Source organism: Pseudomonas sp. CYM-20-01 (assembly GCF_023169845.1).
GTDB classification, from domain to species: domain Bacteria; phylum Pseudomonadota; class Gammaproteobacteria; order Pseudomonadales; family Pseudomonadaceae; genus Aquipseudomonas; species Aquipseudomonas azotoformans.
Window position 1 is genome coordinate 4,273,712 of record NZ_AP025169.1, and the last position, 22,075, is coordinate 4,295,786.

A 22,075-nucleotide genomic window follows, 5' to 3' on the forward strand; every position below is an offset into this window, starting at 1 on the left:
CCCGCTCACCACAGCAAGCCCGCTGACTACAACAGGCCTGCTCACCACCACAAGTCGGTTCATGCCAACACCTGGCGCATGCGGTTCAGGGTTTGTTCCAGGTTGCTCGGCTCATCCGCGTTCTGACGCAGGAAGGCTTCGATAGCGGCGTGGCGGTTGATCGCTTCATCGGCCAGGGGATCGCTGCCGGCGGAGTACTCCCCCACGCGGATCAGCATTTCGATCTCGCCATACCGCGCCATCAATTCACGCATGCGCATGGCCAGTCGCTTGTGTTCTTCACCGGCGACCTGCTCCATCAAACGGCTGCGACTGCGCAACACATCCACCGCCGGAAAGTAGTTGCGCTGGGCCAACTCGGCACTCAACGCGATATGCCCGTCGAGGATCGAACGGGCCTCTTCGGCCACCGGATCACTGGCGGCATCACCCTCGGTCAGCACGGTGTACAGCGCGGTAATGCTGCCGCTGGGGCCGGGGCCGGCGCGTTCCAGCAAACGCGGCAAGGCCGAGAAGAACGACGGCGGATAACCGCGCCGGGTCGGCGGCTCGCCCACGGCTAGGCCGATCTCGCGCTGGGCACGGGCGAAACGTGTGAGGCTGTCCATCAACAGCAATACGTTGCGACCCTGGTCGCGGTGGTACTCGGCCAGGGTGGTGGCGACAAACGCCGCACGCACCCGCTCGGCGGCCGGACGATCCGACGTGGCAACCACCGCCACCGTGCGCGCACGCGCCTGGGCGTCAAGCTGCACATCGAGCAATTCGCGCACTTCCCGGCCACGCTCGCCGATCAGGCCGATCACGATCACATCGGCTTCACTGTTGCGGATGATGCTGGCGAGCAGCGACGACTTGCCCACACCGGGCTCACCGAAGATGCCCATGCGTTGGCCCTGGGCCAGGGTCAGCAGGCCATCGATGGAGCGAATGCCCAATGCCATGGAGCGCACGATCAGCTGCCGCGAAAACGGTGCCGGCGGTTCAGCGTGCAGCGGGTAATGCTGCAAGGCCACGGTCGGCGGGATGCCGTCGCCGTCGAGGAAATCGCCCATGGGGCTGATGACCCGGCCGAGCTGCGCATCCCCGACCGCCACGCCCAGGGTTTCGCCGGTGGCGGTGATTTGGGTGCGCGTGGACAGGCCTTCCATGGAGCCGATGGGCGACAGGATGGCTTCGTCGCCGTCAAAACCGATCACCTCGGCGCTCAGGCTGCGCGCGCTGCCGGGGTCGCGCAGCTGGCACAGTTCACCGATGCTCGCCCCGGCCACGCTGGCGCGCAGCAAAACACCGCGAATACTCAGCACGGTGCCGTGCATGGGTCGCGGGCGCGCCTGGGCCAGGCGTTCGGTGAGGCGTGGCAGCAGGTGTCCCAGGTTCATGCCACGCCCTCTTCGGCGAAGGGCAACAGGCTGCGACGCAGGTTCTGCAATTGGGCTTCAAGGCCCAGTTCCACAGAGCCGGCCGGGCTGTTCAGGCGGGCCTGGCCGGCGCTCAGCTGCTCATCCGCATCCACTGCAATCGCCAGCCCCTCCAGCTTGAGGCGTTGGCGCAAGGCATCTACGTCCGCCGGAGGCACCCACAGGGTCAGGGCCTGGTCCTGGCGAAACGCGCTCAACGCCTGGCGGGTACTGCGCACCACGCGGTCGGCCGTATCCAACTCACCCAGCACTTCGCGCACGATACCCAGGGCCAGGTCGGCCAGGGACGCTTCCAGGCCGCTCAAGTAATGCTGCACCTGGGCTTGGGTAGCAAGCAGCAGTTGCGCCACCTGTTCGGCGCCCGCTTGCCGGGCACTTTCAAAGCCCTCTGCGCGGGCGCTGCTCAGCCATTGCTCGCTGTCGGCGCGGATCTGCTCGGCCTGCGCCTTGGCCGCCTGCAGGAAGGCAAAACCATCGCTCCATAGCCCGACTTCATCGGCGCGCAGGATGCGGGCGGTGGGGCGGCTTGGCAATTCAGTCATGGCGTGATCTCCTCGGCCAGCAGGCACGCGGCGGCGGCCTGGACGATTTCCAGGTCGCGTGGCACACGGGCGCTGTGGCCCTGGGGGAAGGCAAAGCGCAAACGCAGCCAGCCCTGCCAGTCGGCATGCTGGGCGTGCAACCAGGCCGCGACGCAACCTTGGCCATCGCGGTCGATGGCGTCGACCAACTCGGCCGGCTCGCGCAGCAGATCCGCCGCGCCACCGAGTTGGCGCAAGGCCAGGGCGCTCACGAAGACTTCAGCGCCCAGGCCTTCGCGCAATTCATTGACCACTTCGCGACGGATCTCGCGGCTCAGGGTCGGGGCATGCCAGATGGCGCCGCACAACCTTGGCAAGCGGGCAAACTGTGTCGGCGACAGCAACAGCACCGCCAAGTCTGCCGCCATTGGCGTGGTCAATTGCGCCATGGGCGCCAGTTGATACTGGCTGACCAGCAACTGCTCCAGGCGCTGGCGAAAGCGTGGCTGGCCCTGCATCGCCTGCAGCACGGCGTCTGGCAATTCATCGGCAAAACATGCACCCAGGCTCGGCCCGCGCACAAACCGCAGCGGCTCGGCAATCAGCCCCTGCCAGCGTTCGAACAAACTCATTCACCCTCCTTGAGCACATACAACGCCTGGGACTGACGACGTGCCCACTGCTGACGGGCGAGCACACCCACCGCACCGAGTGCGATCAGCAACAAGGCGCCGAACATCAGCCGCGCCTGGGCCAGGTTGTCTTCCAGCAGCCACAGGCCCATGAAGCGCGCCAGGCGCGGCTGCGCCGGGTTCTGACTGATGGCGACGGCGGCCTTGATCGCGGTCACCGAAACGCCGTCGTAACTCAACCCGGAGATGCCGTTGGCGACCAGCGTCTTGATCTGCGGGATCAGCGTATTGATATCGGTGTCCGGGTCGTAACGCACCAGCACCGAGGCCGACGATGGTGAAATCACGCGCTTGAGCAGGTCATTGTCCGGCAGCACCACGTGCACGCGGGCGGCGACGATGCCGTCGATCTGCGACACCGAGTGCGACAGCTCTTCGCTGAGCGCATAGATCATCTGCGCCCGCTCCTGCACCGGCGACGACACCAGGCCATTGCCCTTGAACACCTCACCCATATTGGAAAAGCTCTGCTGCGGCAGGCCAGCGTTGTCGAGCAGGATCATGGCTTCGGCAAAGCGTGACTCATCCACCACCACCTTGAGCTGGCCGTTGTCCTGGGCCTTGCGTTCGGCCGGGACGCCACCGCGCAGCAGTACCGCGACCATGGCGTTGGCGTCGCGCTCGCTGAGGTTGGTGTAGAGGTCGGTGTTGCACGCCTGCAACAGGCTGGCGAGCAGGCCGATCAGCAACAGGCGCAAGGTGCGGTTTGGGCTTGGCATACGGTTATTGACCCTTGAGCAGCGTGTTGGCGGAACCGGAAATCTGTGTCGCACCGCGCACCACCATCTGGGTTTCGATGGAGTAATCGAACATCTTGCCCAGGGAGTGGACGATCTGGTCGACCTGTTGCTCGCCGACTTTTTTCCCCGGTTCACCCTGGGGCGAAGCACTGGCGGTGCGGACTTCTGCCTGGGCCGGCGGCGGTGCCGAAGGATTGTTGGTGAGCAGGTCGGCCCGTTCGGAGAAAGCCCGCGTACGGTCGATGAAACTGTTCATGCGCTCCATCAGGCCCGAGCCGATCTGGTGCGGGCTGGCGCCTTCGGGCATGCCCTTGGCGGTGTTGGCCATGTGCTCGAACAGGTTCTGCGAGGCCCCGGCGGGCCCCGCGCCGGCAGACGGCGGCAACGCCGAAGCACCGGCAGCGAGACTGATAGTCATAGGGGTTTCCTACTCTTCGTCGTCATCGGACATGGCGTCGTTCAGCAGTTCCTGCATCTTCGGCATGATGATGAACTGGCCGCCATAGGTGACCGCCTGGGTGATGAACGAATCGGTGAGTTCGGCGTCGGTGGGCTCGTTAGGTTTATCGGCGGTCTTGGCGTTTTCCACCGCCGCATTGAACTTGGCTTCAGGGCTGGCGCCACCAGGGGTGGGATTGCTGTCTACGGCCGTTACGGACATGGTGCTGCTCCTTTACTGGGTTGGGGTTTCGGTACTGACTTGCGCGCCACGGAACACCCGCACCCCGCGCTCGCGCGCCACCGGGGCGGCGGCGACCTTGGGTTGCAGGTGATCCACATGCTGCTGCACCAGCGCCAGGTACGGCGGTGGTCCGGACACGAACACTTCATCGCCCTCGGGGCCGTTGCGCATCGACAACTGCTGGCCGAACACATCGAGGTTGTTGAGGTAGGCCTGCAACTGGTCGAGGTCCAGGGCGTTGGCCTTGAAGAGCTTGGTGCTGATTTCATCGCTGGCGTTGAGGTACAAGAGGTTGCCGTCGAAGTACCAGGTGAGGCCGTTGGTGCTGCACAGGGTTTGCAGGAACTCCCCGGCGGTGGCCGCGCGAATCGTGCTGCGAGCCTTGCCGCGGACCTTGTCGGAGAGCACCAGCGGCACATCGAGGTTATGCCCGAATTCTTCCAGGGCACTGCGTACATCCTGGTCCACCAGTACGTAGGCGTACGGCTGGGAGAACCAGGCAGGTTCTTCGGCAGCGTGGGCGAAACTGGCGCTGAACAGGCATAGGACAGCCATCAAAAATATGCTTACATGGCCTCCGCCTTCGCCAGACGAGTTGTGACGATGACCGCTAGATTTCTGCTCGCCAGTACCCTTCTGTTGGCCGCCTGCGCCCACCAGCCATCGACCGATGCCGACAAGTCCCTGCAACTGGCCAACGACCTGAGCAAGCGCGGCGACTACGCCAGTGCGGCAGCGCTGTACGAGCGGGCGGCGCAGCAACCCGGCGCGGGTATCGAGCTGTGGCTCAAGCTCGGCCAGGCCAGGCTCGACGCCAAGGATGCGGCGGGCGCCGAGCGGGCGTTCCAGCAGGCCCTGGGGTTCGATGCGCGCAATGCCGAGGCCCTGCTCGGCCTGGGCACCGCGCAATTGCAAGTGGGCAAGACCCAGCGCGCCGCCACCGCCCTGGGCCAGGCGGCCGAGATCAGCGGCTTGCCGGTGGCCTACACCCGCCTGGGTGTCGCGCAGATCCTCAATGGCCAGGCGGCTGCGGCGCAAAGCGCGTTCGCCAAGAGCCTGAGCCTCAAGCCCGACGACCTCGACAACCGCTGCAACCTGGCCCTGGCGTATGCGCTGGGCGGGCAGTCGCAGCAGGCGCTGGACACCATCGCCCCGGTCGCCCAGTCGCCCCGCGCATTGGCGCGGCATCAGCGCAATGAGTTGTTGGTGATGGTATTGGCGGGGTACGAAGGCCGCGTCGCTGCGCTGCCGTTGGACGATATTCCCGCAGCCGAGCGGGCGCGGTTGGTGGATGAAGCCAAGCGGATCAGGGCGATCAGTGATCCCGTGGCGCAGGCTCGGGAGTTGGGGTTGGTGGATCCGCGCTGAATCTGCTGCAGATGACTTTTCTGTGGCGAGCAGGCCTGTTGTGGTGAGCAGGCTTCCTGTGATGAGCAGGCTTCCTGTGGTGAGCAGGCTTGCCCCGCGTTGGGGCGCGAAGCGGCCCCTGTCAAATTCACCGCATTCCAACAGACAGTTCTCAGCGCCTGGTTTTGGGGCTGCTTCGCAGCCCAACGCGGGGCAAGCCCGCTCACCACAGGAAGCCCGCTCGCCACAACAGGCCCGCTCACCAGTATAGGCCTGCTCCCCACAGCAAGCCCGCTCGCCACAGCAAGGAACACAGGTCATTGCTTGCCCCCTGCCGCATCAGCCTTGGCTTCCTGCTGGTCCTTGCGACGCTGCAATTGCTCGCGGTCGAACCCTTCGATGTACACCTGGGCAGCGCGGCCTACGGGCGCGGCCATGGCCGGGCCGGTGGCGCGGCCTTGGGTCAGGTCCTGCTTGCGCTCGACCATTTGCATCAGGTTCAAATTGTTCGCACAGCCAAGCGCCAACGTCGGTTTGAAATCCTCACCCAACCCGACGGTGTCCGTCGCCGGGGGTTGCTGGCACTGGGTCGGCAAGCCATCGGCGCGGTATTCGGACGAGTAATACGTCGGCGCCAGGTGGGTCTGGCAACCCATCAGCGCCAGGGGCAACAGCAGCAACACACGTAAAACAGTCATGGCAGGCCCCTTGATCAATTCATGTAGAAACCGAACGCCCCGCCGCTGCGCGGTCCGGTGGCCGCTGCGGTAGCCGGTGGTGCGTCGAGGGGCGTGGCGAGGGTGCGACCGCGCACCGGCTCCACCAGGTACGGCGTAATCAGGATCACCAGTTCGGTTTCATTGCGCTGGAAGCGCTTGGAGCGGAACAGGTTGCCGAGGATCGGCAGGTCGCCCAGCAGTGGCAGTTTCTCGATGTCCTGGCTGCTTTGGCGCTGGAACAGGCCGGCGATGGCGAAGGTCTGCCCGCTGCCGACTTCCACCCGGGTATCGGCGCGACGCACGCTGAAGGACGGCACATGGAAATTGCCGAAATCCACGGTGCCGCCGCTGACCACCTGGCTGACTTCCGGGCGCACTTGCAGGGCGATGCGGCCGTTGGGCAGCAAGGTCGGGTTGAAGAGCAGCGACACGCCGAACGACTTGTATTCGATGCCCACCAGGTCGCGGTTGACCGGCACCGGTATCGCCACTTCGCCACCGGCGAGGAAGCTGGCGGTCTGGCCGGTCATGGCGGTGATGTTCGGCTCGGCGAGAATCTGCAGCACGCCGCTGGCCTGCAAGGCGTCGAGCATGCCGTCGATATTCACATTGCCGGAGCCTGCGCCTGCAGCGGCCAGGCCCCCCGCCGACGCTGCTGCCAACGGGCCACCGGTGATCAGGCCGAACGAGAACGTGCCGTTGTTGAACATCGCATTCCAGTTCACGCCGTAGTGCAGCAACTCCGAACGCGACACCTCGGCAAAGCGCACCCGCAGGTTCACCTGGGCGGAGCCTGCATATTCAGTGGTGTTGATCGCGCTCTGGAAACCCTGCCCCTGGGGATTGAGCAGCGCGTTCAGGTCTGTGGCTTCCGCCACCGAGCCTACGGTGCCTTTGGCGATCAGACGGTTACCGGCACCGCTGATCTGCGCAGCGTTGCCGGGATGCAATGCCTGCATCGGCGCCGTCACCGCCTGGCTGGCGCTGCTGACGGCCAGACTCAGGCTCGCCAGTTGCTTACCGTCACTGCCGAGGGCGATCAGGCTGGTGTTGCCCGGCGCCTTGCCGAAGATGTAGATCGTGCCCGGTGACACCACCTGCAAGTCGGCCACATTCGGTTCGGCCACCAGCACCGTGTCCACGGGAGCGACAAAATGCAGGATGCGCCCTTCACCCGAGGCCAGGGCGATAGAGCCACCGGCGCCGGCGGCGATTTCCTGAGCCTGGCTCACGCACGAAAAAACACTCAGCAACAACACACAAAAACGCATCATGAGGCAGACGCCAGGGCAGTGACGGAAGCCGCGGCAGGCGCGCGGCGATTGGAAATCTCGGTCAGGCTGATGGTCACCAGCGCTTGCAAGTTGTACTCGGTGGCCAGCTCGCGGAACGACAGCACCGCCAGTTCCAGCTCGCCGCGCACCACCAGGCGACGCAGGCTGCGGCGCAGTTCCGGGTGCACCAGCAACACCGCGCTGTTGACCTCGCGGGTGTGCTCGCAGGCCTGGCGCAGTTGGGTGAGCAAGGCGCGGCTGACGTCCTCGGGGATCAACTCGCGCTGCGGTTCCTGGCGACGCAGGGCGCCGCGCAACTGGTCTTCCAGGCCCGGCGCCAGCACCAGCGCACCGATCACCCGGTTGCGGTCGGCGTACTGATGGCTGATCTGCCGGGCCAACGCGGCGCGCAGGTGTTCGGCCAGGCGCCCGGCATCGGTTTCACGGGCGCCCCACTCCACCATGGCTTCGAGCAAGGCGCGCTGGTTGCGGATCGATACACCTTCGCCGACCAGCAAACGCAGGGTTTCTGCGACCCGTTGCAACGGCACCAGGCGCAGGGCTTCCTTGACCAGTTCGCCGTAGGTGGCCTCGGTGCGCTCCAACAGCAGACGGGTTTCCTGGATGCCGAGGAAGTCGGCAGCGTAGCGGCGCAGGCTACGTTCCAGCACACCGCGCAACACCTCGTCGGGCAGCAGGAAACCGATGCCGGCGTTGCGCAACGTGTCTTCGTGCTGGCGCTCGACCCAGTGGGCGTTGCGGCCCGTGAGCGGCGAGTCGGCCTGCACCGTGGCGAGGTCGAGCAACTGCACGTGCACCGGGTCGTCCTGCACCAGCAGGCAGTTGATCGGCAACTCGCCTTCGCTGACCGGCACGCCTTCCAGGGACACGCGGAAACTGCCCGGTGTAGCCTTGGCCTCCATGTAGATGCCTGGTACCGGTACGTCGACGCCGAGTTCGGTGCGCAAGTCGTGGCACAGCGCTTCGACGCGTTGGCGCAGCAGTTGGCGCGGCGCGCTTTGGGACACGCCGCTGCCGATGGTCAGCAGCACGCGGGCGTCGGGCAGCAGGTTGTCATCCAGTTCGGCCTGGACTTCGACCACCGGCTCCGGCGTCTCGACCAACACTTCAAGTTCCGGCTGGCGGTGATGCCGGCGATACATCATGAACGCCGCACCGCCGAACACCAGGGACAAGCCGAGGAACACCCAGGTCGGAAACCCCGGCAACAGGCTCACGCCGATCATGATCAACGCGGTCAACCCCAGTGCACGGTAGCTGGCGCCCAGTTGCTTGATGATCTCGCTGCCCAGGTCCCCCGCTTCACCGTCGCTGTTGACACGGGTGACCACGGTGCCCGCCGCCACCGAAATCAGCAGCGCCGGGATCTGTGCGATCAGGCCGTCGCCCACGGTGAGCAACGAGTAGGTGTGCACCGCGACGCCGAACGGCATGTCGCGCTCGATCATGCCGATCAGCATGCCGCCCAGCAGGTTGACCGCCAGGATCACCAGGCCGGCGATGGCATCGCCCTTCACGAATTTCATGGCGCCGTCCATCGCGCCGAACATCTGGCTTTCGCGCTCCAGGCGTGAACGCCGGCGCCGGGCTTCGGCCTGGTCGATATCGCCGTTGCGCAAGTCGTTGTCGATGCTCATCTGCTTGCCCGGCATCGCGTCCAGGGTGAAGCGCGCGGCCACTTCCGCTACGCGCTCGGCGCCCTTGGTGATCACCACGAACTGCGCCACGGTGATGATCAGGAACACCACCATGCCCACCACCACTTGCCCGGCGATCACAAAGTCGCCGAAGGCCTTGACGATATGCCCGGCATCGCCGTGCAGCAGGATCAAGCGCGTGGTGGTGATCGACAGCGACAGGCGAAACAGCGTGCTGAGCAGGATCAGCGGCGGAAGCGCGGAGAACTCCACCGAATGGCCGATGTAGAACGCCACGATCAGGATCAGGATGCTCAGGGCGATATTGAGGCCGATCAGCGCGTCCACCAGGTAGGTGGGCAGCGGGATGATCATCATCACAATCGCCATCAGCATGAACGCGACGATGATCACGTCGGTACGCTGCGCAGCCAGGCGCGCCAGGTTGTTCAGGCGGTTGAGTGCACTCATGCGCCGGCCCTGCGTGCGGCCAGGTAGCGTTTGAAGCACTGGCGCGCGTCGTCCTTGCGTTCGCCGTACCACAAGGCGCGGGCGCGCAGCAGCAACAGGCTGGCGGACTCGCCTTCCAGCGCCACCAGACGGTCGAGGGCGCCGAGGGCGCGAGTCGCGTCGCCGCTGTCGGTGAAGGCCAGCACCAGCGAGCGCAGCAACGCGCCGTCATCGGGAGCGACGTTGACCGCGATCAGCAGCATCACCAGGGCGCGTTGGGACTGGCCATTGCGCCGGTACAGCTCGCCGATGCCCTTGAGCAGTTGCACGGCGTCGTCGTTATCGCGAGCCATCAGGCATGTACCTCCGAGCGTTGCTGTGCGAGGGTGCGGCGCATCTCGATTTCTTCACCGATCAGCTCGACGGCCAGTTGCTTGATGTGTGGCTCGGTGTCCAGGCTGGGCAGGATGTGTTCCATCACATGCTCCAGCAGCTCCAGGGAACGGGCGCTGCCGAACAGCAGCGAGTCGACGCCGGCGGCGCTGGTGAGTTCTTCGAGGTCACTGCGCAGGGAGCGGCGAGTCTGGGTCTTGCGGGTCTTGAGCACCGCTTCGAAAGCGGTGGCCTGGCGCGAATTGACCGGGCGCACGGCTTCGACCGGGGCGCTGCGTACGTCACTGGGGATCAACGGGCGGGGTTCGACTTTCATCCCAGGGCCTTAGCTTAAAAGCATGGTCACAACGTGAAGGTGAAGCGCTCCTCGCCACGGGCGAGGATCACTTGGTTGTTTTCGATGCGTTCCAGCACCCAGTTGTCCGCCAGTGCCGCGCCGGGGTACAGGCGCTTGCCGCTGTCGTTGATCACATAGGGATGAGGGCCGAACCACACGGCCTGGAAGCGCACGCGCGGCGCCGCCGCATCGGCCCGCGCGGTGACACGCGGGTTGAGCACGATCTGCTGGCCGTAACGCTGGTCGAAGGCTCGCTGCACCGCCAGCCACTGCGGTTTTTGCGACTGTTCGAAGGTGCCGGTGGCGCTGAGCTGGCCGTTGCTGTTACTGACTTTCACCGTGTCCAGCTGGGCGGCTTGCAGCTGCTGCTCCAGCCAGGCCTTGGCCTGCTCGCGGGAAGGTTTTTTCAGCGGCGCAACGTCGGCCACGGCGGTTGTCGGCAGCAGCGGTGCTTCACTGCGAAACGCCAGCGCTCCAGCACAGATAAACAGCAGTGCGGTCGCGACGATCCAGGGGGGCAATTTGCGTGGCGCGGGCACGGGTTTTTCAGCACCGCCCGGCATTGCCAGGCTCACCCCCGCCGTGCCGATGCGCAGCTGCACCGGCAGCCGCGCGCGATGACCGTTGCCTTGGGGAATGCGCACATTGCCGGCGATCAATACGTCACCGCCCAAGGCTTCGACCGCCACCTGGCCGCCTTCAAAACGCAGGCGCAGGTGCAGGCCGGCAATGCCGGGATCGCTGAGCACCAGATCAGCCGCCAGATCGGCGCCAATGGTGTAGACAGGCTGGTCGAGCACCAGGGAACTGCCCTGATGCAAACCGCCGGTCACCGTCAGGGTCGGCGCGCCAGTTGCGGCGAACGGACCCAGGGAAATCAGGGCTGTCATAGTCGGGTTTGCCCCCTTGAGCCTGTGCAACGGGGTCAAGAATCAGGATAAAAACGGGACTTGAGGGGTAAACGGGCAGCGCCGGCGCTGCCCGTTTGGCGAATCAGTTCTGCGGACGCTGTTTGGTGGCGTCCAGCTCCGCTTTTTTCGCGGTGCTGATTTCGGTGATCTTGGCCGACTTCTCGATAGCCATGTTGAAGGTCGCTTCCATCTTCGCGATAGCGTCGTCGGCGCCGCCGGCTTTTACTGGTGGGACATCAGCCATGTTCATCTCCTTGCATCGATAGGGAAGTTATTCAGTTGCGCAACAGCACGCTGAAAGTATGCAAACCGGTGAAGGCCCAAAACGTCAGACAGTGAACCTTCGAATCGCCGTTGGTTTGCATGGAATCCATACTACTCACGATCAAAACGCCTTCGCTGTGAAAGCTTGTGAAACGTTTCAGACAGGCACTGTGAAAGGTGTGGCTCAACCTGGCATTGAAAAAAACTCATCGCCGGAGCGGCATGGAACTTTTAGCAGAAACCAAAAACACGCCACAGGCCCCGATTTACGGGGACTCACCTACTGTTTACAGAACGAAGCTGAACAATAAACCTCGATGGAGACGCCCGGCACAGCGCTGCTCGGCAATTATTTTCGCGACAACGTCACATTTTTCGCTAATAGCCTTTTGCCCAACTTCCAGGGTATTTCGATTTGTAACAACAGCGACTTAATCATCGCGTTTGATAGGCCTCCCCCAACAACCTAATTGCGGGGGGGAGCAACTTTCCGCCGTGCCTGTTAGTGCAACTGCACTAATAACCAAAGGACGCGTTTGCAGGCCGGCTATATATGAACCTTCCAGGTGATCTATGACCGACATGAATTATTCACCCCCAACTTTCCTTGAAGACGACGGTTGCGTTGAGATTCACTTCGGCCCTTATCGACTGCTGCCCAAGCGCCACCAACTGCTCAGGCATGGCCAGCCGGTAAACCTTGGCAGCCGCGCCCTGACCCTGCTGATCGCCCTGGCCTCGCGGCCCGGTGAATTGCTGCAGAAAACCGAACTGCTGGACATCGCCTGGCCGAAACTGGTGGTGGAGGAATGCAACCTGCGCACGCAGATCAAGACGCTGCGCCGCACACTGGGCGATGACGATGTGCCGTACATCGCCACGGCAGCGGGCATGGGCTATCGTTTTGTCGCGCCCACCTGGTTCGAGCGGGCGGCGCACCCGCGGGCGATGAGGCCGTCGGGTGGTGGCGGTGAACGTGTGGCGGGCGGCTTGGTTTAGCTCAGGGCGCTCAGGTCCAGATGCCCATCCTTGATCGGCGGGCACCAGTAGTAACCACCGGTCAAGGGGGTGCTGATGCGGTACAGACCATCGACAATCCCATCCTCCAACCCGCTCATGCGGCGCAGTTGCGCTTCGAACGCATCGAAGGAATGCCCGAACGCGAGGAACATCAACCCTGCCTGGCCATTCTCGGCCCATGGCATGGAGCGACGTACCACGAAGGCTTCCGGCGTGAAGCTTTCCTGGGCGGTGCGCTTGGTGTGGGCGGACTCGGGAGCGTCGTCGAGTTCTTCGTTGTCGCCGTGGCGGCGACCGATGATGTGGTCGCGCTCCTGAGCCGGCAGCGCAGCGAAGCCATCGAGGTCATGCTGCCATTGCTGGAGCGCGGCAAAGCTGGCGCCGCTGTCGGTCAGGGCGGCTTCAACCGCGGCGTCGTCGTGGGGGTTTTCGGTGCCGTCTTCGTAGTCGGTGAGGTCGAAGCCGGTCTTGTAGCGGAAACCTTCGGTCATCTGCACCAGGCGAAATGCCGGGGCCAGGGCCTTTTCAAAGGCACGGCTGCGCAATAGCAATTCACCGCGATCCTCGCCATGCAGCCACACCCACAGAGCTTGCTGAGTGGACGGATTGTGTGCGCCCGGCCCGCTGACTGCCGGAAAACTGCGCAAGCCTTCAACGCGTGTGCCCAGTGCGGTGACCAACGGCTCGCCCAGACCGACCACTGCCGCCGAGTCGACCAGTTGCACCAGCGCGTCCAGCGCAGCAGGCACGGCGGCCAGGGCCTCCACGGCAAAAAACAGATGGCGTGCCTGCAACGGCACCGGTGCGGCAAGAATGCCCGGCTGGTACTGACTCATGTGAACTCCTTCTGAAAAGCCGCGCAGTTTAACCGCCGGGCTCAGCCATGCGTACTAGAAAGCGCGCAAGCCTTGCCATAGAGCCTGTTGTTGGGTGACTCTCTAGTCATGTTTTGCAACTATTCCAGGGGTAGCGCCATGACCACCAGCAACCTGCTCGCTCAGCTGTTTCCCGCCTCCGCCGCCGCAGTTCCCAAGCAATTCCAGCTCGGAGCGCCCATTGAACAGCGTGATTACCTGGTCGACGGCCAGTTGCAGGTGTGGAACGGCCCCTTGGCCAAGGTACAAAGCCCGGTGCAGTTTGGCGACGAGCGCGTGCATATCGGCAGCACACCGCTGCTGGACGCCGAGACCGCCCTTACCGCACTGGATGCTGCCGTGCGTGCCTATGACCGGGGCCAGGGTGAATGGCCGACAATGCGCGTGGCCGAGCGCATCCAGCATGTCGAAGCGTTCCTGCGGCGCATGCGTGAACAACGCGACGCAGTGGTCAAGCTGCTGATGTGGGAGATCGGCAAGAACCTCAAGGACTCGCAGAAAGAATTCGACCGCACCTGCGACTACATCACCGACACCATCAACGCGCTCAAGGAACTCGACCGTCGCTCCAGCCGCTTCGAGCTGGAGCAGGACACCCTTGGCCAGATCCGCCGCGTACCGCTGGGCGTGGCGCTGTGCATGGGCCCCTACAACTACCCGCTGAATGAAACCTTCACCACGCTGATCCCGGCCCTTATCATGGGCAACACCGTGGTGTTCAAGCCGGCCAAGCTTGGCGTGCTGCTGATCCGTCCGTTGCTGGAGGCGTTCCGCGACAGCTTCCCGGCCGGGGTAATCAACGTGATCTACGGCAGCGGCCGCGAAACCGTCAGTGCGCTGATGGCCAGCGGCAAGATCGATATCTTTGCGTTCATCGGCACCAACAAGGCCGCCAGCGACCTGAAAAAACTGCACCCGAAACCGCACCGCCTGCGCGCGGCATTGGGCCTGGATGCAAAAAACCCCGGTATCGTGCTGCCCGAGGTGGACCTGGACAATGCGGTCAGCGAAGCGCTCACCGGCTCGTTGTCGTTCAACGGCCAGCGCTGCACCGCGCTGAAAATCCTCTTCGTGCATGAAGACGTGGTCGACCGCTTTATCGAGAAATTCAACCAGAAGCTGACCACGCTTAAACCTGGCATGCCGTGGGAAGACGGCGTGGCGCTGACGCCATTGCCTGAAATGGGCAAGGTGGATTACCTCAACGGCCTGGTGGCCGATGCCGCGCAACACGGCGCCAAGGTGGTGAATGAGGATGGCGGTGAAAGCCGTGGTTCGTTCTTCTACCCGGCGGTGCTGTACCCGGTGAACCCGCAGATGCGCGTGTACCACGAGGAACAGTTCGGCCCGGTGGTGCCGATCGTGCCGTACCGCGACCTGGAGACGGTGATCGACTACGTGCTGGACTCGGACTTCGGCCAGCAACTGAGCCTCTTCGGCACCAACGCCGTGGAAGTCGGACGCCTGGTGGATACTTTCGCCAACCAGGTTGGCCGTATCAACATCAACGCCCAGTGCCAGCGCGGCCCGGACACCTTCCCGTTCAACGGTCGCAAGAACTCGGCCGAGGGCACGCTGTCGGTGCATGACGCGTTGCGCGTGTTCTCGATCCGCACCCTGGTGGCGACCAAGTTCCAGGAGAGCAACAAGGCGCTGGTCAGTGACATATTGCGCAACCGCGATTCAAGTTTCTTGACCACCGATTACATTTTCTGAAAACGACACACCCAAATGTGGGAGGGGCTTGCCCCCTCCCACATTTGGGCCGCGTAACCCTGAATTTCGAGGCCACTTTACTACCGATGAACCTGCCCTTCTTCGCCCGGCGCCTGTTGCGCCCGCTGCTCGACCCGTACCGCCGCTACCGCCATGCCAAGCTGATCCACGCCGTACGCGTGTCCATCGGCTTGCTGGCGACAATCCTGCTGACTACGGGTATCAACCTGCCCCACGGTGAGTGGGCGTCGGTGACCATGCTGATCGTGATAGGTGGCTTGCAGCACCACGGCAATATTGGCAAGAAAGCCGTGGAACGCGCCTATGGCACCTTGATCGGCGCCAGCGTCGGCTTGTTGCTGGTGGTGCAGCAGGCCTACTTCGGCCAGCCCTTCCTGACCTACCTGTTGATGTCGGCGGTGTGCGGGTTCTTTTCCTATCACGCCATCGGCAAGGGCGGCTACATCGCCCTGTTGTCGGCGATCACGGTGTTTATCGTCGCAGGCCACGGGGACAACCCGATCTCCGATGGGCTATGGCGCACCGTGGACATCCTGATCGGCATTGTGCTGGCCTTGGCGTTCTCGTTCGCCCTGCCGCTGTATGCCGTGTACTCGTGGCGCTACAACCTGGCCAGTGCGTTGCGCGATTGTGCGGCGATCTACAGCCGGATCATCAATGGCCAGTCGGTCACCGATGACGAGCACCTCAAATTGCTCAATCGCTTGAACGCGGCGATGCTGCAACTGCGTTCGTTGATGCCGTCGGTGTCCAAGGAAGTGCGGATTTCCATGACCGAGCTGGACGCGATCCAGCGGCATTTGCGCATGTGCATCAGCACCCTGGAGATTCTTGGCAATACCCGGCCCGATCCACGAGATGAACAGGCGATGGCGCGGATGCAGGTGATGTTGAGGGCCGAACATCGGCAAATTCGGGTGCAGTTGGTGGGGATGGCGCGGGCGTTGAAGTCGGGGGTGACGGAGCGGTTGGAGCGGCCCAGCCCTATCACGGGCACCGAGCCAGCACTGGATGCGCCAGTCTACAGCGCGCTGGATGGCTATCGGTTGTTGACGGTACAACTGGCGGCAAACGTGGATGCGATGCGCCAACGCCTGGCCAAAAGTGCCGGGCACTGGAAGATCTAGAGAGGTGGCCTGTTGCCGTGTTTACCAACGTCAACACTTTCACACTTTCTCTTACATATTTTTCACGTTTTATTCACATCCCGGAACGTAGGGTGAAGCCTCATCCGTTACAAATGTTGCATATCAAGCCCGCCGCCCCAGCGGGCTTTTTTTTGCCTCGGATTTGACCTAGCGGGACGCCTTGACGGCGGGGGCTGTCGCTTGTTCGCGAATGGCCCGCTGGGTATCCAGTACCTTGGCCAATGCGGTTTCCGCTTCCGGGCTTTGCTGTGGCACACGAATCGCCGCCGACACCAGGGTGATCAACTTGGCCATCACCTCGGCATCCGTCGCCGGGCGGCCCAGGCTCATGGAGTTCATCAGCAGGCGCAGCTCGGTGCCGGCCATCACCCCGGAAATCGCCTTGAGGGCAAATTGCAGGCGCACCCCCAGTTCATTGCGCGGCAGGTCCGGCAAGGCCAGGGCGAAGGCTTCGAAGAAACGCTGGAACACCGGCTGGTAATGCACCTTGAGGTATTCCTGGATAAACGGCGAGGTGTCGCTGTAGACCCGCCCCAGGAAGCGAATGAACGAACGCCCTTCCCCACTGGCGCTGGCCGGGTCGCTGCGCTCCAGGCCCATGGCCGGGGCAAACAGCACGCCGAGCAAGGTGTCGCAGTCCAGTGGGCCGTCGGACTCGGCTTCACACCGCGCCAACAGTTCCAGGCGCTGCTCGTTGAGCGGCTCCAGGCGCTGCTTGAGCAGGGTTTGCATCAGGGAGTCCTTGTCCCCGAAGTGGTAGTTCACCGCCGCCAGGTTGACCTGGGCACGCTCGGTAATCTGCCGTAACAAAACCGCGTCATATCCGTACTTGATGAAGAGAGCCTCTGTCGCATCCAGCAATCGAGTCTTGGTAATGTTTGGAGCGCTGACTTTCTTCGCGACCATAGAAGTTCCACGTGGGAAATATTGTTTTAAAAAATAATTTGATTTTTTATACCGGGGCCGCCGCCTGAAAGCAAGTAGTGACACTGCGCCATATGATCAAAAGCCTGTGCCCACGGGCTCGTTCAGGCTGGTCGAACGGTTTTTGAGCGGACTGCGACGCCCTTGAGGAAATCGTTTCAAAGGATGAAACCGCTCTATATCCATGGCTGGCGAAGCAGCAGGAACACGGTTAGTATTCAAACAATATTTTAAAAACAAGAAATAAAACCAGTCCGTGACGCACGCCAGGCCGCTCCCGAACTTGTAACAATGCTTTTCCGGGGACCGCACGGCATCGTCGAGACTGCAGGCGTAGTCATGATGACAGATACCCCCGCGCACCCAGGCTTGATCTCCCTGCAAGGCATCGGCAAAAGCTATCAGCTGGCCGGGCAACACCTGGCCATTCTCAATGATGTGTGCCTGTCCATCGCCAGTGGCGACAGCTGCGGCATCCTTGGCGCCTCCGGTTCGGGCAAAAGTACCCTTCTGAACATCCTTGGCCTGCTGGACCTGCCCAACTGCGGTCAGTACCACTTCGCCGGCCACGATATTTTCAACGCCACACCGGACCAGTTGGCCGCCATCCGCAACCAGCAGATCGGCTTCGTGTTCCAGAGTTTCAACCTGCTGCCGCGCCTCAGCGCCCTGGACAACGTTGCCCTGCCCTTGAGTTATCGCGGCGTATCACGGCATGAGTCAGTGGAACAGGCCCTGCGCATGCTGGAGCAGGTCGGCCTGGCCGACCGCGCCCACCACCGCCCCGCCGACCTATCCGGCGGCCAGCGCCAACGGGTCGCCATCGCGCGGGCACTGGTGGGCAACCCGTCGGTGATCCTCGCCGACGAACCCACCGGCAACCTCGACAGCACCACCGCACAGGAGATCATGGACCTGCTGCTGGCGTTGAACCGCGAACAGCAAGTCACGCTGATCATCGTCACCCACGACCCGCATATCGCCGAGCGCCTGGAACGCAAGATCCTAGTGCGCAATGGCGTGGTGCAAGAGGCCCGAAGCCTATGAGCTTGCGGGTCGAACAAAGCCTCAGCCAGCTGCTGCATGAAGCGTTCGTCAGCCTGCGCACCCTGGGCAAGCGTTCGGTCCTGGCCTTGCTGGGCATCGTCATCGGCAGTTCGTCGGTGGTGGCGTTGATCAACATCGGGCATAACGCGGCAGTGGATGCGGCAATGATCTTCAAGGACATGGGCACCGACACCCTGATCGCCCAGTTCCCAGCCAAAGGCGGTAGCAGCATCCCGATGCCCGCCCGCCTCGACCTCGATGCCGTGCGCCAAACCGTGCCGGGCATTGCCCATATCGGCGCCCTCACGCTGTTCAGCGGGCCGATCGTGTTCCACGGCCGCACCACCAACGCCAACTTCGTCGGCAGCACGCCAGACATTAAGGACGCGATGCGCCTGGTGATACAGCAGGGGCGCTTCCTGTCGAGCTTCGATGCCAACGAAACCTACGGCGTGATCGGCGACCAACTGGCCCAGGCGCTCGGTGCGCCAGGTGACCCCCTGCAACTGGGCGACCGCGTGCGCATCAACGACTACCTGTTCCTGATCGTCGGCATCCTGCGCAGCCAGCCCCGGGCGATGCTGATGCCGGTGCAGGCCAATGAGTCGCTGTTCATCCCCGCCGAAGGCATGCGCCGCATCTATGCCACACCGCAGATCGGCAATGTGATCATCCGCGCCACACCCGGCCAGGACATGGAGCGCCTTGCCAAGGACGTGGCTGCCGCCTTGAGCTCGCAGCTCGCCGACCACGATGCAGACATCCAGGTGCCCCAGCAAATGATCGACGGCATGACCCGGCAAAGCCGCACCTTCGCCTATCTGCTGCTGGCCCTGGGGGCGATCTCCCTGGTGGGCGGTGGCGTCGGGGTGATGAACGTGATGCTGATGAACGTCTCGGAGCGCCGTCGCGAGATCGGCATTCGCATGGCCCTGGGTGCGCGCCAACGCGACATCCGCAACCTGTTCCTGCTCGAAGCCGTGACCCTCACCGCCGTCGGTGCCCTGTGTGGCGCCGTGCTGGGCATGACGGCGGCCTGGTTGTACGCCTGGCTGTCGGGCTGGGAATTTGCCCTGGCGGTCGCCGCCTTGCCGCTGGGGGTGGGCAGCACGTTGCTGGTGGGGTTGTTCTTCGGCATCTACCCGGCGGTCTCGGCCTCGCGGTTGCAACCGGTGGAGGCCCTGCGCGATGAGTAAATGGCTATGGCTGCTCGCATTCGCCAGCCTGCCCGGCATGGCCGCCGATGTGGTGATCAAGCCCTCGGCCCCCAGCACCACCCGCAGCGGCTACGAGCGCAGCGTGTCGTTGAACGCCCAGACCACCGCCATGACCCTCGGGGATGCGGTGTACCTGGGCCTGCGCAACAACCCGGCGATCCGCAGCGCGTACCTGCAACGGGTGGCCCAGAAGTTCGACCTGCGCGTGGCCGAAGATGTGTTCAACCCCAAACTCACCCTCAACAGTTACTACCGCAGCACCCGGGGCTCCGCCGACAGTGCGCGCAATGCCAACGTGGCGCCCGCCACCAGCCTGCTCGGCGAGTACGGCACGCGCCTGAGCATGGCCTGGACCCAGCAACTGAGCAACGCCGACCGCGCCGGTCGCTACCGCAGCGACGGCCTGGACCTGGCAGTCATCCAACCGCTGCTGCGTGGCGCCGGCTGGGACGCCACCACCGCGCCGCTGCGCCTGTCACGCCTGTCGGAACAGGCCAACCGCCTTAACCTCAAGGCCACTGTGGCGCAGACCATCAGCCAGATCATCGCCACCTACCGCGAACTGCTGCGCGCCCAGGAGCAACTGAGCATCGTGCAGGATGCGCTCAAGCGTTCCGGCACCTTGCTGGACGTGAACAAGGCGCTGATCAGTGCCGGGCGCATGGCCGAATTCGAAATCGTGCAGACCGAAGCCGACATCGCCACCCAGCAACTGGGCGTGGAGGAAGCGCAGAACCAACTGGACACCAGCCGCCTCGCCCTGCTGCGCCTGCTGGCGCTGGACCTGTCCACGCCGATTCGCGCCACCGAAGCCCTGGAGGCCAGGCCCATGCAGATCGACAAGCGCCAGGCCTTCACCCTGGCGCAGACCCAGCAACCCGAATACCTCGCCGCCCTGCTCGGCAGCCAACAGGCCGACCTCAACTTGGTGATCGCCAAGGACTCGGGGCGCTGGCAAGTGGACCTGGTGGCCGGCGCTAACCAGGTGCGCGCCAACACCGACAACGACGCGGGCCGTTCCAACAACCGTACCTGGGACAGCTACGCCGGGGTGCAGGTGCAGATTCCCATCGGCGATATCAGCACGCGCCAGGCCGAAGTGCGCGCACGGGTGAATGTGGAGGACCAGGCCATCCGCATCACCGATGCGCGCCAGGAATTGGAACGCAGCGTCAACGATGTGGTGCGTGACCTTGGTACGCGCTGGCGCCAGTATGAAATCTCCCAGCGCGCCGTGGAATTGTCGCGGCGCAAGATCGAAATCGAGCGGGAAAAACTCAGCGCCGGGCGCTCCACCAACTTCCAGGTGCTGAGCTTCGAGACCGATTTGCGCAACGCCGAAAACGCGCAACTGAATGCGCTGATCGCTTATTTGAACGCCCAGACTCAGCTCGACTTGACCCTGGGCATGACGCTGGAAAGTTGGGAAATCGCCCTCAATGACTACTAATCAGAAACGCCTGCTGGGTGTTGTGTTGATCGTCCTGCTCGGCGGCGCGGGCCTGGCCTTGCGCAGCCCGGCGTCCGATCCAGGCGCTGCCAGCGAACAGTGGCTGGCCGTCAAGCCCGAGGCGCTGGAGCACCGGATCGGCCTGGTAGGCAAGATCGAGCCCGACACCACCATCACCCTCACCGCGCCCTTCGATGGCAACGTGCAAGCCAACCTGGTGGAACAAGGCCAGCGGGTCGAGGCCGGGCAGGTGCTGTTGCGCATGGACCCGGCCACGCTGGAGGTGCAATTGCGCGAAGCGCTTTCCGCCCAGCTCAAGGCCCGGCGCACCGTGCAAGAGATGCAGGACTGGGACAGTAGCCCCGCCGTCAGCCGCGCCCGCCGCAGCCTGCGCACCGCCGAAATGACCGCCGGCAACACCCAGCGCAAACTCACCGAAAGCGAAAACCTGTTCAAGCGCGGCATCATCCCGCGCAATGAACTGGACGACCTCAAGCAACAGACCCAGCAGCAACAGCTGGACCTTGCCTCGGCCCGCAGCGAACTGCAACAGGCCATCGACCAGGGAAAGGGCGAGTACCGCCAGATCGCCGATATGGAACTGACCAACGCCACGGTGAAATACGACGCCCTGCACAAACTGCTCGATGGCCAGGAGGTCAAGGCGCCGTTCTCCGGCATCGTGGTGCCGCCACCGGGCAACACCTCATCCCAGGGCGGCGGCAATAACAATGCCCCGGTGCAGGCCGGCAGCAAGGTCAGCCAGGGCCAGGTGCTGTTTGGGCTGGCGAATATCGAACGACTGAAAATCACCGCCAAGGTCTCGGAGCTGGACATCAACCAATTGCACCAGGGCCAGGCGGTGGAAGTGCTGGGCGACGGGTTTGATGGCGAGCGCCTGACCGGCTCGGTAAGCGTGGTCAGCGGCCTGGCGATTGCCAACGACAGCCAGGGCAGCGCGCAGTTTCCGGTGACCCTGTCGATCCCCAAGCTCACGCCGCAGCAGTTGCAACGGGTGCGCCTGGGGATGAGTGCGCGATTGACCATCGTGACCTACAACAATGCCCAGGCGATGGTGATTCCGAGCCAGGCGATCCAGGCAGATCACACGGTGGAGTATCGGGAGGCGATGGATAAACCGGTGGAGCGGGTGAAAGTGACCACGGGGCAAGCAACGGCGCAGGGCGTGGAGGTGTTCGGCCTCAAGCCGGGCTTCGTGAAGACCTCAAGATAAATGGAGCCCCTGCC

The 22,075-nt window shown here is 63.7% G+C and carries 24 protein-coding genes; 8 read left to right on the forward strand and 16 right to left on the reverse strand.

Going from position 1 to position 22,075, the window contains the following annotated elements; genetic code table 11:
• Positions 1 to 59: 59 nt before the first annotated feature.
• Genes M2497_RS19175 through M2497_RS19205 form a run of 7 tightly spaced genes read right to left on the reverse strand, consistent with a single transcriptional unit; the run spans position 60 to position 4,611 of the window.
• Positions 60 to 1,382 carry a FliI/YscN family ATPase gene (locus M2497_RS19175; protein ID WP_248482346.1) on the reverse strand — a complete coding sequence of 441 codons (1,323 nt, stop codon included), beginning with the start codon at positions 1,380 to 1,382 and terminating at the stop codon, positions 60 to 62.
• Complete coding sequence (locus M2497_RS19180; RefSeq protein ID WP_248482347.1) at positions 1,379 to 1,963, reverse strand: FliH/SctL family protein; 585 nt, start codon at positions 1,961 to 1,963, stop codon at positions 1,379 to 1,381. Before M2497_RS19180 ends, M2497_RS19175 begins: the two co-directional genes overlap by 4 nt.
• Positions 1,960 to 2,574, reverse strand: a complete 615-nt coding sequence (locus M2497_RS19185; protein ID WP_248482348.1) for a type III secretion protein — start codon at positions 2,572 to 2,574, stop codon at positions 1,960 to 1,962. The genes M2497_RS19180 and M2497_RS19185 overlap by 4 nt, the downstream gene beginning before the upstream one ends.
• Positions 2,571 to 3,353 (reverse strand): type III secretion inner membrane ring lipoprotein SctJ, encoded by a 783-nt coding sequence (gene sctJ / locus M2497_RS19190; RefSeq protein ID WP_248482349.1) that lies wholly within the window; start codon positions 3,351 to 3,353, stop codon positions 2,571 to 2,573. Before sctJ ends, M2497_RS19185 begins: the two co-directional genes overlap by 4 nt.
• 4 nt (positions 3,354 to 3,357) lie before the next feature.
• The gene (locus M2497_RS19195) at positions 3,358 to 3,792 is read right to left on the reverse strand and encodes a hypothetical protein (protein WP_248482350.1); all 435 of its coding nucleotides are present in this window, start codon (positions 3,790 to 3,792) and stop codon (positions 3,358 to 3,360) included.
• A 9-nt stretch (positions 3,793 to 3,801) separates the two neighbouring features.
• Positions 3,802 to 4,035: a hypothetical protein gene (locus tag M2497_RS19200; protein ID WP_058425051.1), complete on the reverse strand. Its 234-nt coding sequence runs from the start codon at positions 4,033 to 4,035 to the stop codon at positions 3,802 to 3,804.
• Between the two features lie 12 nt (positions 4,036 to 4,047).
• Positions 4,048 to 4,611, reverse strand: coding sequence for a type III secretion protein (locus tag M2497_RS19205; RefSeq protein ID WP_248482351.1), 564 nt, complete (start codon positions 4,609 to 4,611; stop codon positions 4,048 to 4,050).
• A gap of 48 nt (positions 4,612 to 4,659) precedes the next feature.
• On the opposite strand from M2497_RS19205, the gene M2497_RS19210 reads away from it, so the two are divergent.
• Complete coding sequence (locus M2497_RS19210) at positions 4,660 to 5,424, forward strand: tetratricopeptide repeat protein (protein ID WP_248482353.1); 765 nt, start codon at positions 4,660 to 4,662, stop codon at positions 5,422 to 5,424.
• Positions 5,425 to 5,720: 296 nt separating this feature from the next.
• Here M2497_RS19210 and M2497_RS19215 read toward each other — a convergent pair whose 3' ends face one another.
• The 7 genes from M2497_RS19215 to M2497_RS19245 all read right to left on the reverse strand — a co-directional run bounded on the left by M2497_RS19215 (position 5,721) and on the right by M2497_RS19245 (position 11,389).
• On the reverse strand, positions 5,721 to 6,101 hold the full coding sequence (locus M2497_RS19215) for a hypothetical protein (protein WP_248482354.1): 381 nt from the start codon (positions 6,099 to 6,101) through the stop codon (positions 5,721 to 5,723).
• A 14-nt stretch (positions 6,102 to 6,115) separates the two neighbouring features.
• Positions 6,116 to 7,396: a type II and III secretion system protein family protein gene (locus M2497_RS19220; protein WP_248482355.1), complete on the reverse strand. Its 1,281-nt coding sequence runs from the start codon at positions 7,394 to 7,396 to the stop codon at positions 6,116 to 6,118.
• A complete protein-coding gene (gene sctV / locus M2497_RS19225; protein ID WP_248482356.1) occupies positions 7,393 to 9,525 on the reverse strand; it encodes a type III secretion system export apparatus subunit SctV in 2,133 nt (710 codons plus the stop codon). Before sctV ends, M2497_RS19220 begins: the two co-directional genes overlap by 4 nt.
• Complete coding sequence (locus M2497_RS19230; RefSeq protein ID WP_071493422.1) at positions 9,522 to 9,857, reverse strand: type III secretion protein; 336 nt, start codon at positions 9,855 to 9,857, stop codon at positions 9,522 to 9,524. Before M2497_RS19230 ends, sctV begins: the two co-directional genes overlap by 4 nt.
• Positions 9,857 to 10,213 carry a hypothetical protein gene (locus tag M2497_RS19235; protein WP_248482357.1) on the reverse strand — a complete coding sequence of 119 codons (357 nt, stop codon included), beginning with the start codon at positions 10,211 to 10,213 and terminating at the stop codon, positions 9,857 to 9,859. Before M2497_RS19235 ends, M2497_RS19230 begins: the two co-directional genes overlap by 1 nt.
• Positions 10,214 to 10,239: 26 nt before the next feature.
• On the reverse strand, positions 10,240 to 11,124 hold the full coding sequence (locus M2497_RS19240; RefSeq protein ID WP_248482359.1) for an FHA domain-containing protein: 885 nt from the start codon (positions 11,122 to 11,124) through the stop codon (positions 10,240 to 10,242).
• 103 nt (positions 11,125 to 11,227) lie between these two features.
• Positions 11,228 to 11,389, reverse strand: coding sequence for a hypothetical protein (locus M2497_RS19245; protein WP_016969018.1), 162 nt, complete (start codon positions 11,387 to 11,389; stop codon positions 11,228 to 11,230).
• 593 nt (positions 11,390 to 11,982) lie between these two features.
• On the opposite strand from M2497_RS19245, the gene M2497_RS19250 reads away from it, so the two are divergent.
• Positions 11,983 to 12,408, forward strand: a complete 426-nt coding sequence (locus M2497_RS19250; protein WP_348984763.1) for a winged helix-turn-helix domain-containing protein — start codon at positions 11,983 to 11,985, stop codon at positions 12,406 to 12,408.
• On the opposite strand, the gene M2497_RS19255 is transcribed toward M2497_RS19250, so the two are convergent.
• Entirely contained in the window at positions 12,405 to 13,265 is an 861-nt protein-coding gene (locus M2497_RS19255) for a Dyp-type peroxidase (protein ID WP_248482363.1), read from the reverse strand. The two genes, M2497_RS19250 and M2497_RS19255, sit on opposite strands and share 4 nt — an antisense overlap.
• A gap of 138 nt (positions 13,266 to 13,403) precedes the next feature.
• On the opposite strand from M2497_RS19255, the gene M2497_RS19260 reads away from it, so the two are divergent.
• Positions 13,404 to 15,020: an NADP-dependent glyceraldehyde-3-phosphate dehydrogenase gene (locus M2497_RS19260; RefSeq protein WP_248482365.1), complete on the forward strand. Its 1,617-nt coding sequence runs from the start codon at positions 13,404 to 13,406 to the stop codon at positions 15,018 to 15,020.
• A gap of 86 nt (positions 15,021 to 15,106) precedes the next feature.
• On the forward strand, positions 15,107 to 16,168 hold the full coding sequence (locus M2497_RS19265) for an FUSC family protein (protein WP_248482367.1): 1,062 nt from the start codon (positions 15,107 to 15,109) through the stop codon (positions 16,166 to 16,168).
• A gap of 168 nt (positions 16,169 to 16,336) precedes the next feature.
• Here the strand turns inward: M2497_RS19265 and M2497_RS19270 are convergent, their stop codons facing one another.
• Positions 16,337 to 17,095, reverse strand: coding sequence for a TetR/AcrR family transcriptional regulator (locus M2497_RS19270; RefSeq protein ID WP_248482369.1), 759 nt, complete (start codon positions 17,093 to 17,095; stop codon positions 16,337 to 16,339).
• A 357-nt stretch (positions 17,096 to 17,452) separates the two neighbouring features.
• On the opposite strand from M2497_RS19270, the gene M2497_RS19275 reads away from it, so the two are divergent.
• From M2497_RS19275 to M2497_RS19290, 4 genes are read left to right on the forward strand one after another with little or no spacing between them, the layout of a single operon-like run.
• A complete protein-coding gene (locus M2497_RS19275) occupies positions 17,453 to 18,160 on the forward strand; it encodes an ABC transporter ATP-binding protein (protein ID WP_248482371.1) in 708 nt (235 codons plus the stop codon).
• A complete protein-coding gene (locus M2497_RS19280; RefSeq protein WP_248482373.1) occupies positions 18,157 to 19,356 on the forward strand; it encodes an ABC transporter permease in 1,200 nt (399 codons plus the stop codon). The genes M2497_RS19275 and M2497_RS19280 overlap by 4 nt, the downstream gene beginning before the upstream one ends.
• Positions 19,349 to 20,827: a TolC family protein gene (locus M2497_RS19285; protein WP_248482375.1), complete on the forward strand. Its 1,479-nt coding sequence runs from the start codon at positions 19,349 to 19,351 to the stop codon at positions 20,825 to 20,827. The genes M2497_RS19280 and M2497_RS19285 overlap by 8 nt, the downstream gene beginning before the upstream one ends.
• Positions 20,817 to 22,061, forward strand: coding sequence for an HlyD family efflux transporter periplasmic adaptor subunit (locus M2497_RS19290; protein ID WP_248482377.1), 1,245 nt, complete (start codon positions 20,817 to 20,819; stop codon positions 22,059 to 22,061). Before M2497_RS19285 ends, M2497_RS19290 begins: the two co-directional genes overlap by 11 nt.
• Positions 22,062 to 22,075: the final 14 nt, after the last annotated feature.

What these genes read in the sequence shown, in the direction of transcription:
- M2497_RS19175 (WP_248482346.1), bottom strand. Translation starts at nt 1,382, where the DNA reads ATGAACCTGGGACACCTGCTGCCACGCCTCACCGAACGCCTGGCCCAG.
- M2497_RS19290 (WP_248482377.1), top strand. Translation starts at nt 20,817, where the DNA reads ATGACTACTAATCAGAAACGCCTGCTGGGTGTTGTGTTGATCGTCCTG.
- M2497_RS19200 (WP_058425051.1), bottom strand. Translation starts at nt 4,035, where the DNA reads ATGTCCGTAACGGCCGTAGACAGCAATCCCACCCCTGGTGGCGCCAGC.
- sctV (WP_248482356.1), bottom strand. Translation starts at nt 9,525, where the DNA reads ATGAGTGCACTCAACCGCCTGAACAACCTGGCGCGCCTGGCTGCGCAG.
- M2497_RS19265 (WP_248482367.1), top strand. Translation starts at nt 15,107, where the DNA reads ATGAACCTGCCCTTCTTCGCCCGGCGCCTGTTGCGCCCGCTGCTCGAC.
- M2497_RS19235 (WP_248482357.1), bottom strand. Translation starts at nt 10,213, where the DNA reads ATGAAAGTCGAACCCCGCCCGTTGATCCCCAGTGACGTACGCAGCGCC.
- M2497_RS19245 (WP_016969018.1), bottom strand. Translation starts at nt 11,389, where the DNA reads ATGGCTGATGTCCCACCAGTAAAAGCCGGCGGCGCCGACGACGCTATC.
- M2497_RS19210 (WP_248482353.1), top strand. Translation starts at nt 4,660, where the DNA reads ATGACCGCTAGATTTCTGCTCGCCAGTACCCTTCTGTTGGCCGCCTGC.
- sctJ (WP_248482349.1), bottom strand. Translation starts at nt 3,353, where the DNA reads ATGCCAAGCCCAAACCGCACCTTGCGCCTGTTGCTGATCGGCCTGCTC.
- M2497_RS19250 (WP_348984763.1), top strand. Translation starts at nt 11,983, where the DNA reads ATGACCGACATGAATTATTCACCCCCAACTTTCCTTGAAGACGACGGT.
- M2497_RS19215 (WP_248482354.1), bottom strand. Translation starts at nt 6,101, where the DNA reads ATGACTGTTTTACGTGTGTTGCTGCTGTTGCCCCTGGCGCTGATGGGT.
- M2497_RS19285 (WP_248482375.1), top strand. Translation starts at nt 19,349, where the DNA reads ATGAGTAAATGGCTATGGCTGCTCGCATTCGCCAGCCTGCCCGGCATG.
- M2497_RS19280 (WP_248482373.1), top strand. Translation starts at nt 18,157, where the DNA reads ATGAGCTTGCGGGTCGAACAAAGCCTCAGCCAGCTGCTGCATGAAGCG.
- M2497_RS19185 (WP_248482348.1), bottom strand. Translation starts at nt 2,574, where the DNA reads ATGAGTTTGTTCGAACGCTGGCAGGGGCTGATTGCCGAGCCGCTGCGG.
- M2497_RS19205 (WP_248482351.1), bottom strand. Translation starts at nt 4,611, where the DNA reads ATGGCTGTCCTATGCCTGTTCAGCGCCAGTTTCGCCCACGCTGCCGAA.
- M2497_RS19255 (WP_248482363.1), bottom strand. Translation starts at nt 13,265, where the DNA reads ATGAGTCAGTACCAGCCGGGCATTCTTGCCGCACCGGTGCCGTTGCAG.
- M2497_RS19260 (WP_248482365.1), top strand. Translation starts at nt 13,404, where the DNA reads ATGACCACCAGCAACCTGCTCGCTCAGCTGTTTCCCGCCTCCGCCGCC.
- M2497_RS19195 (WP_248482350.1), bottom strand. Translation starts at nt 3,792, where the DNA reads ATGACTATCAGTCTCGCTGCCGGTGCTTCGGCGTTGCCGCCGTCTGCC.
- M2497_RS19270 (WP_248482369.1), bottom strand. Translation starts at nt 17,095, where the DNA reads ATGGTCGCGAAGAAAGTCAGCGCTCCAAACATTACCAAGACTCGATTG.
- M2497_RS19180 (WP_248482347.1), bottom strand. Translation starts at nt 1,963, where the DNA reads ATGACTGAATTGCCAAGCCGCCCCACCGCCCGCATCCTGCGCGCCGAT.
- M2497_RS19240 (WP_248482359.1), bottom strand. Translation starts at nt 11,124, where the DNA reads ATGACAGCCCTGATTTCCCTGGGTCCGTTCGCCGCAACTGGCGCGCCG.
- M2497_RS19275 (WP_248482371.1), top strand. Translation starts at nt 17,453, where the DNA reads ATGATGACAGATACCCCCGCGCACCCAGGCTTGATCTCCCTGCAAGGC.
- M2497_RS19230 (WP_071493422.1), bottom strand. Translation starts at nt 9,857, where the DNA reads ATGGCTCGCGATAACGACGACGCCGTGCAACTGCTCAAGGGCATCGGC.
- M2497_RS19220 (WP_248482355.1), bottom strand. Translation starts at nt 7,396, where the DNA reads ATGATGCGTTTTTGTGTGTTGTTGCTGAGTGTTTTTTCGTGCGTGAGC.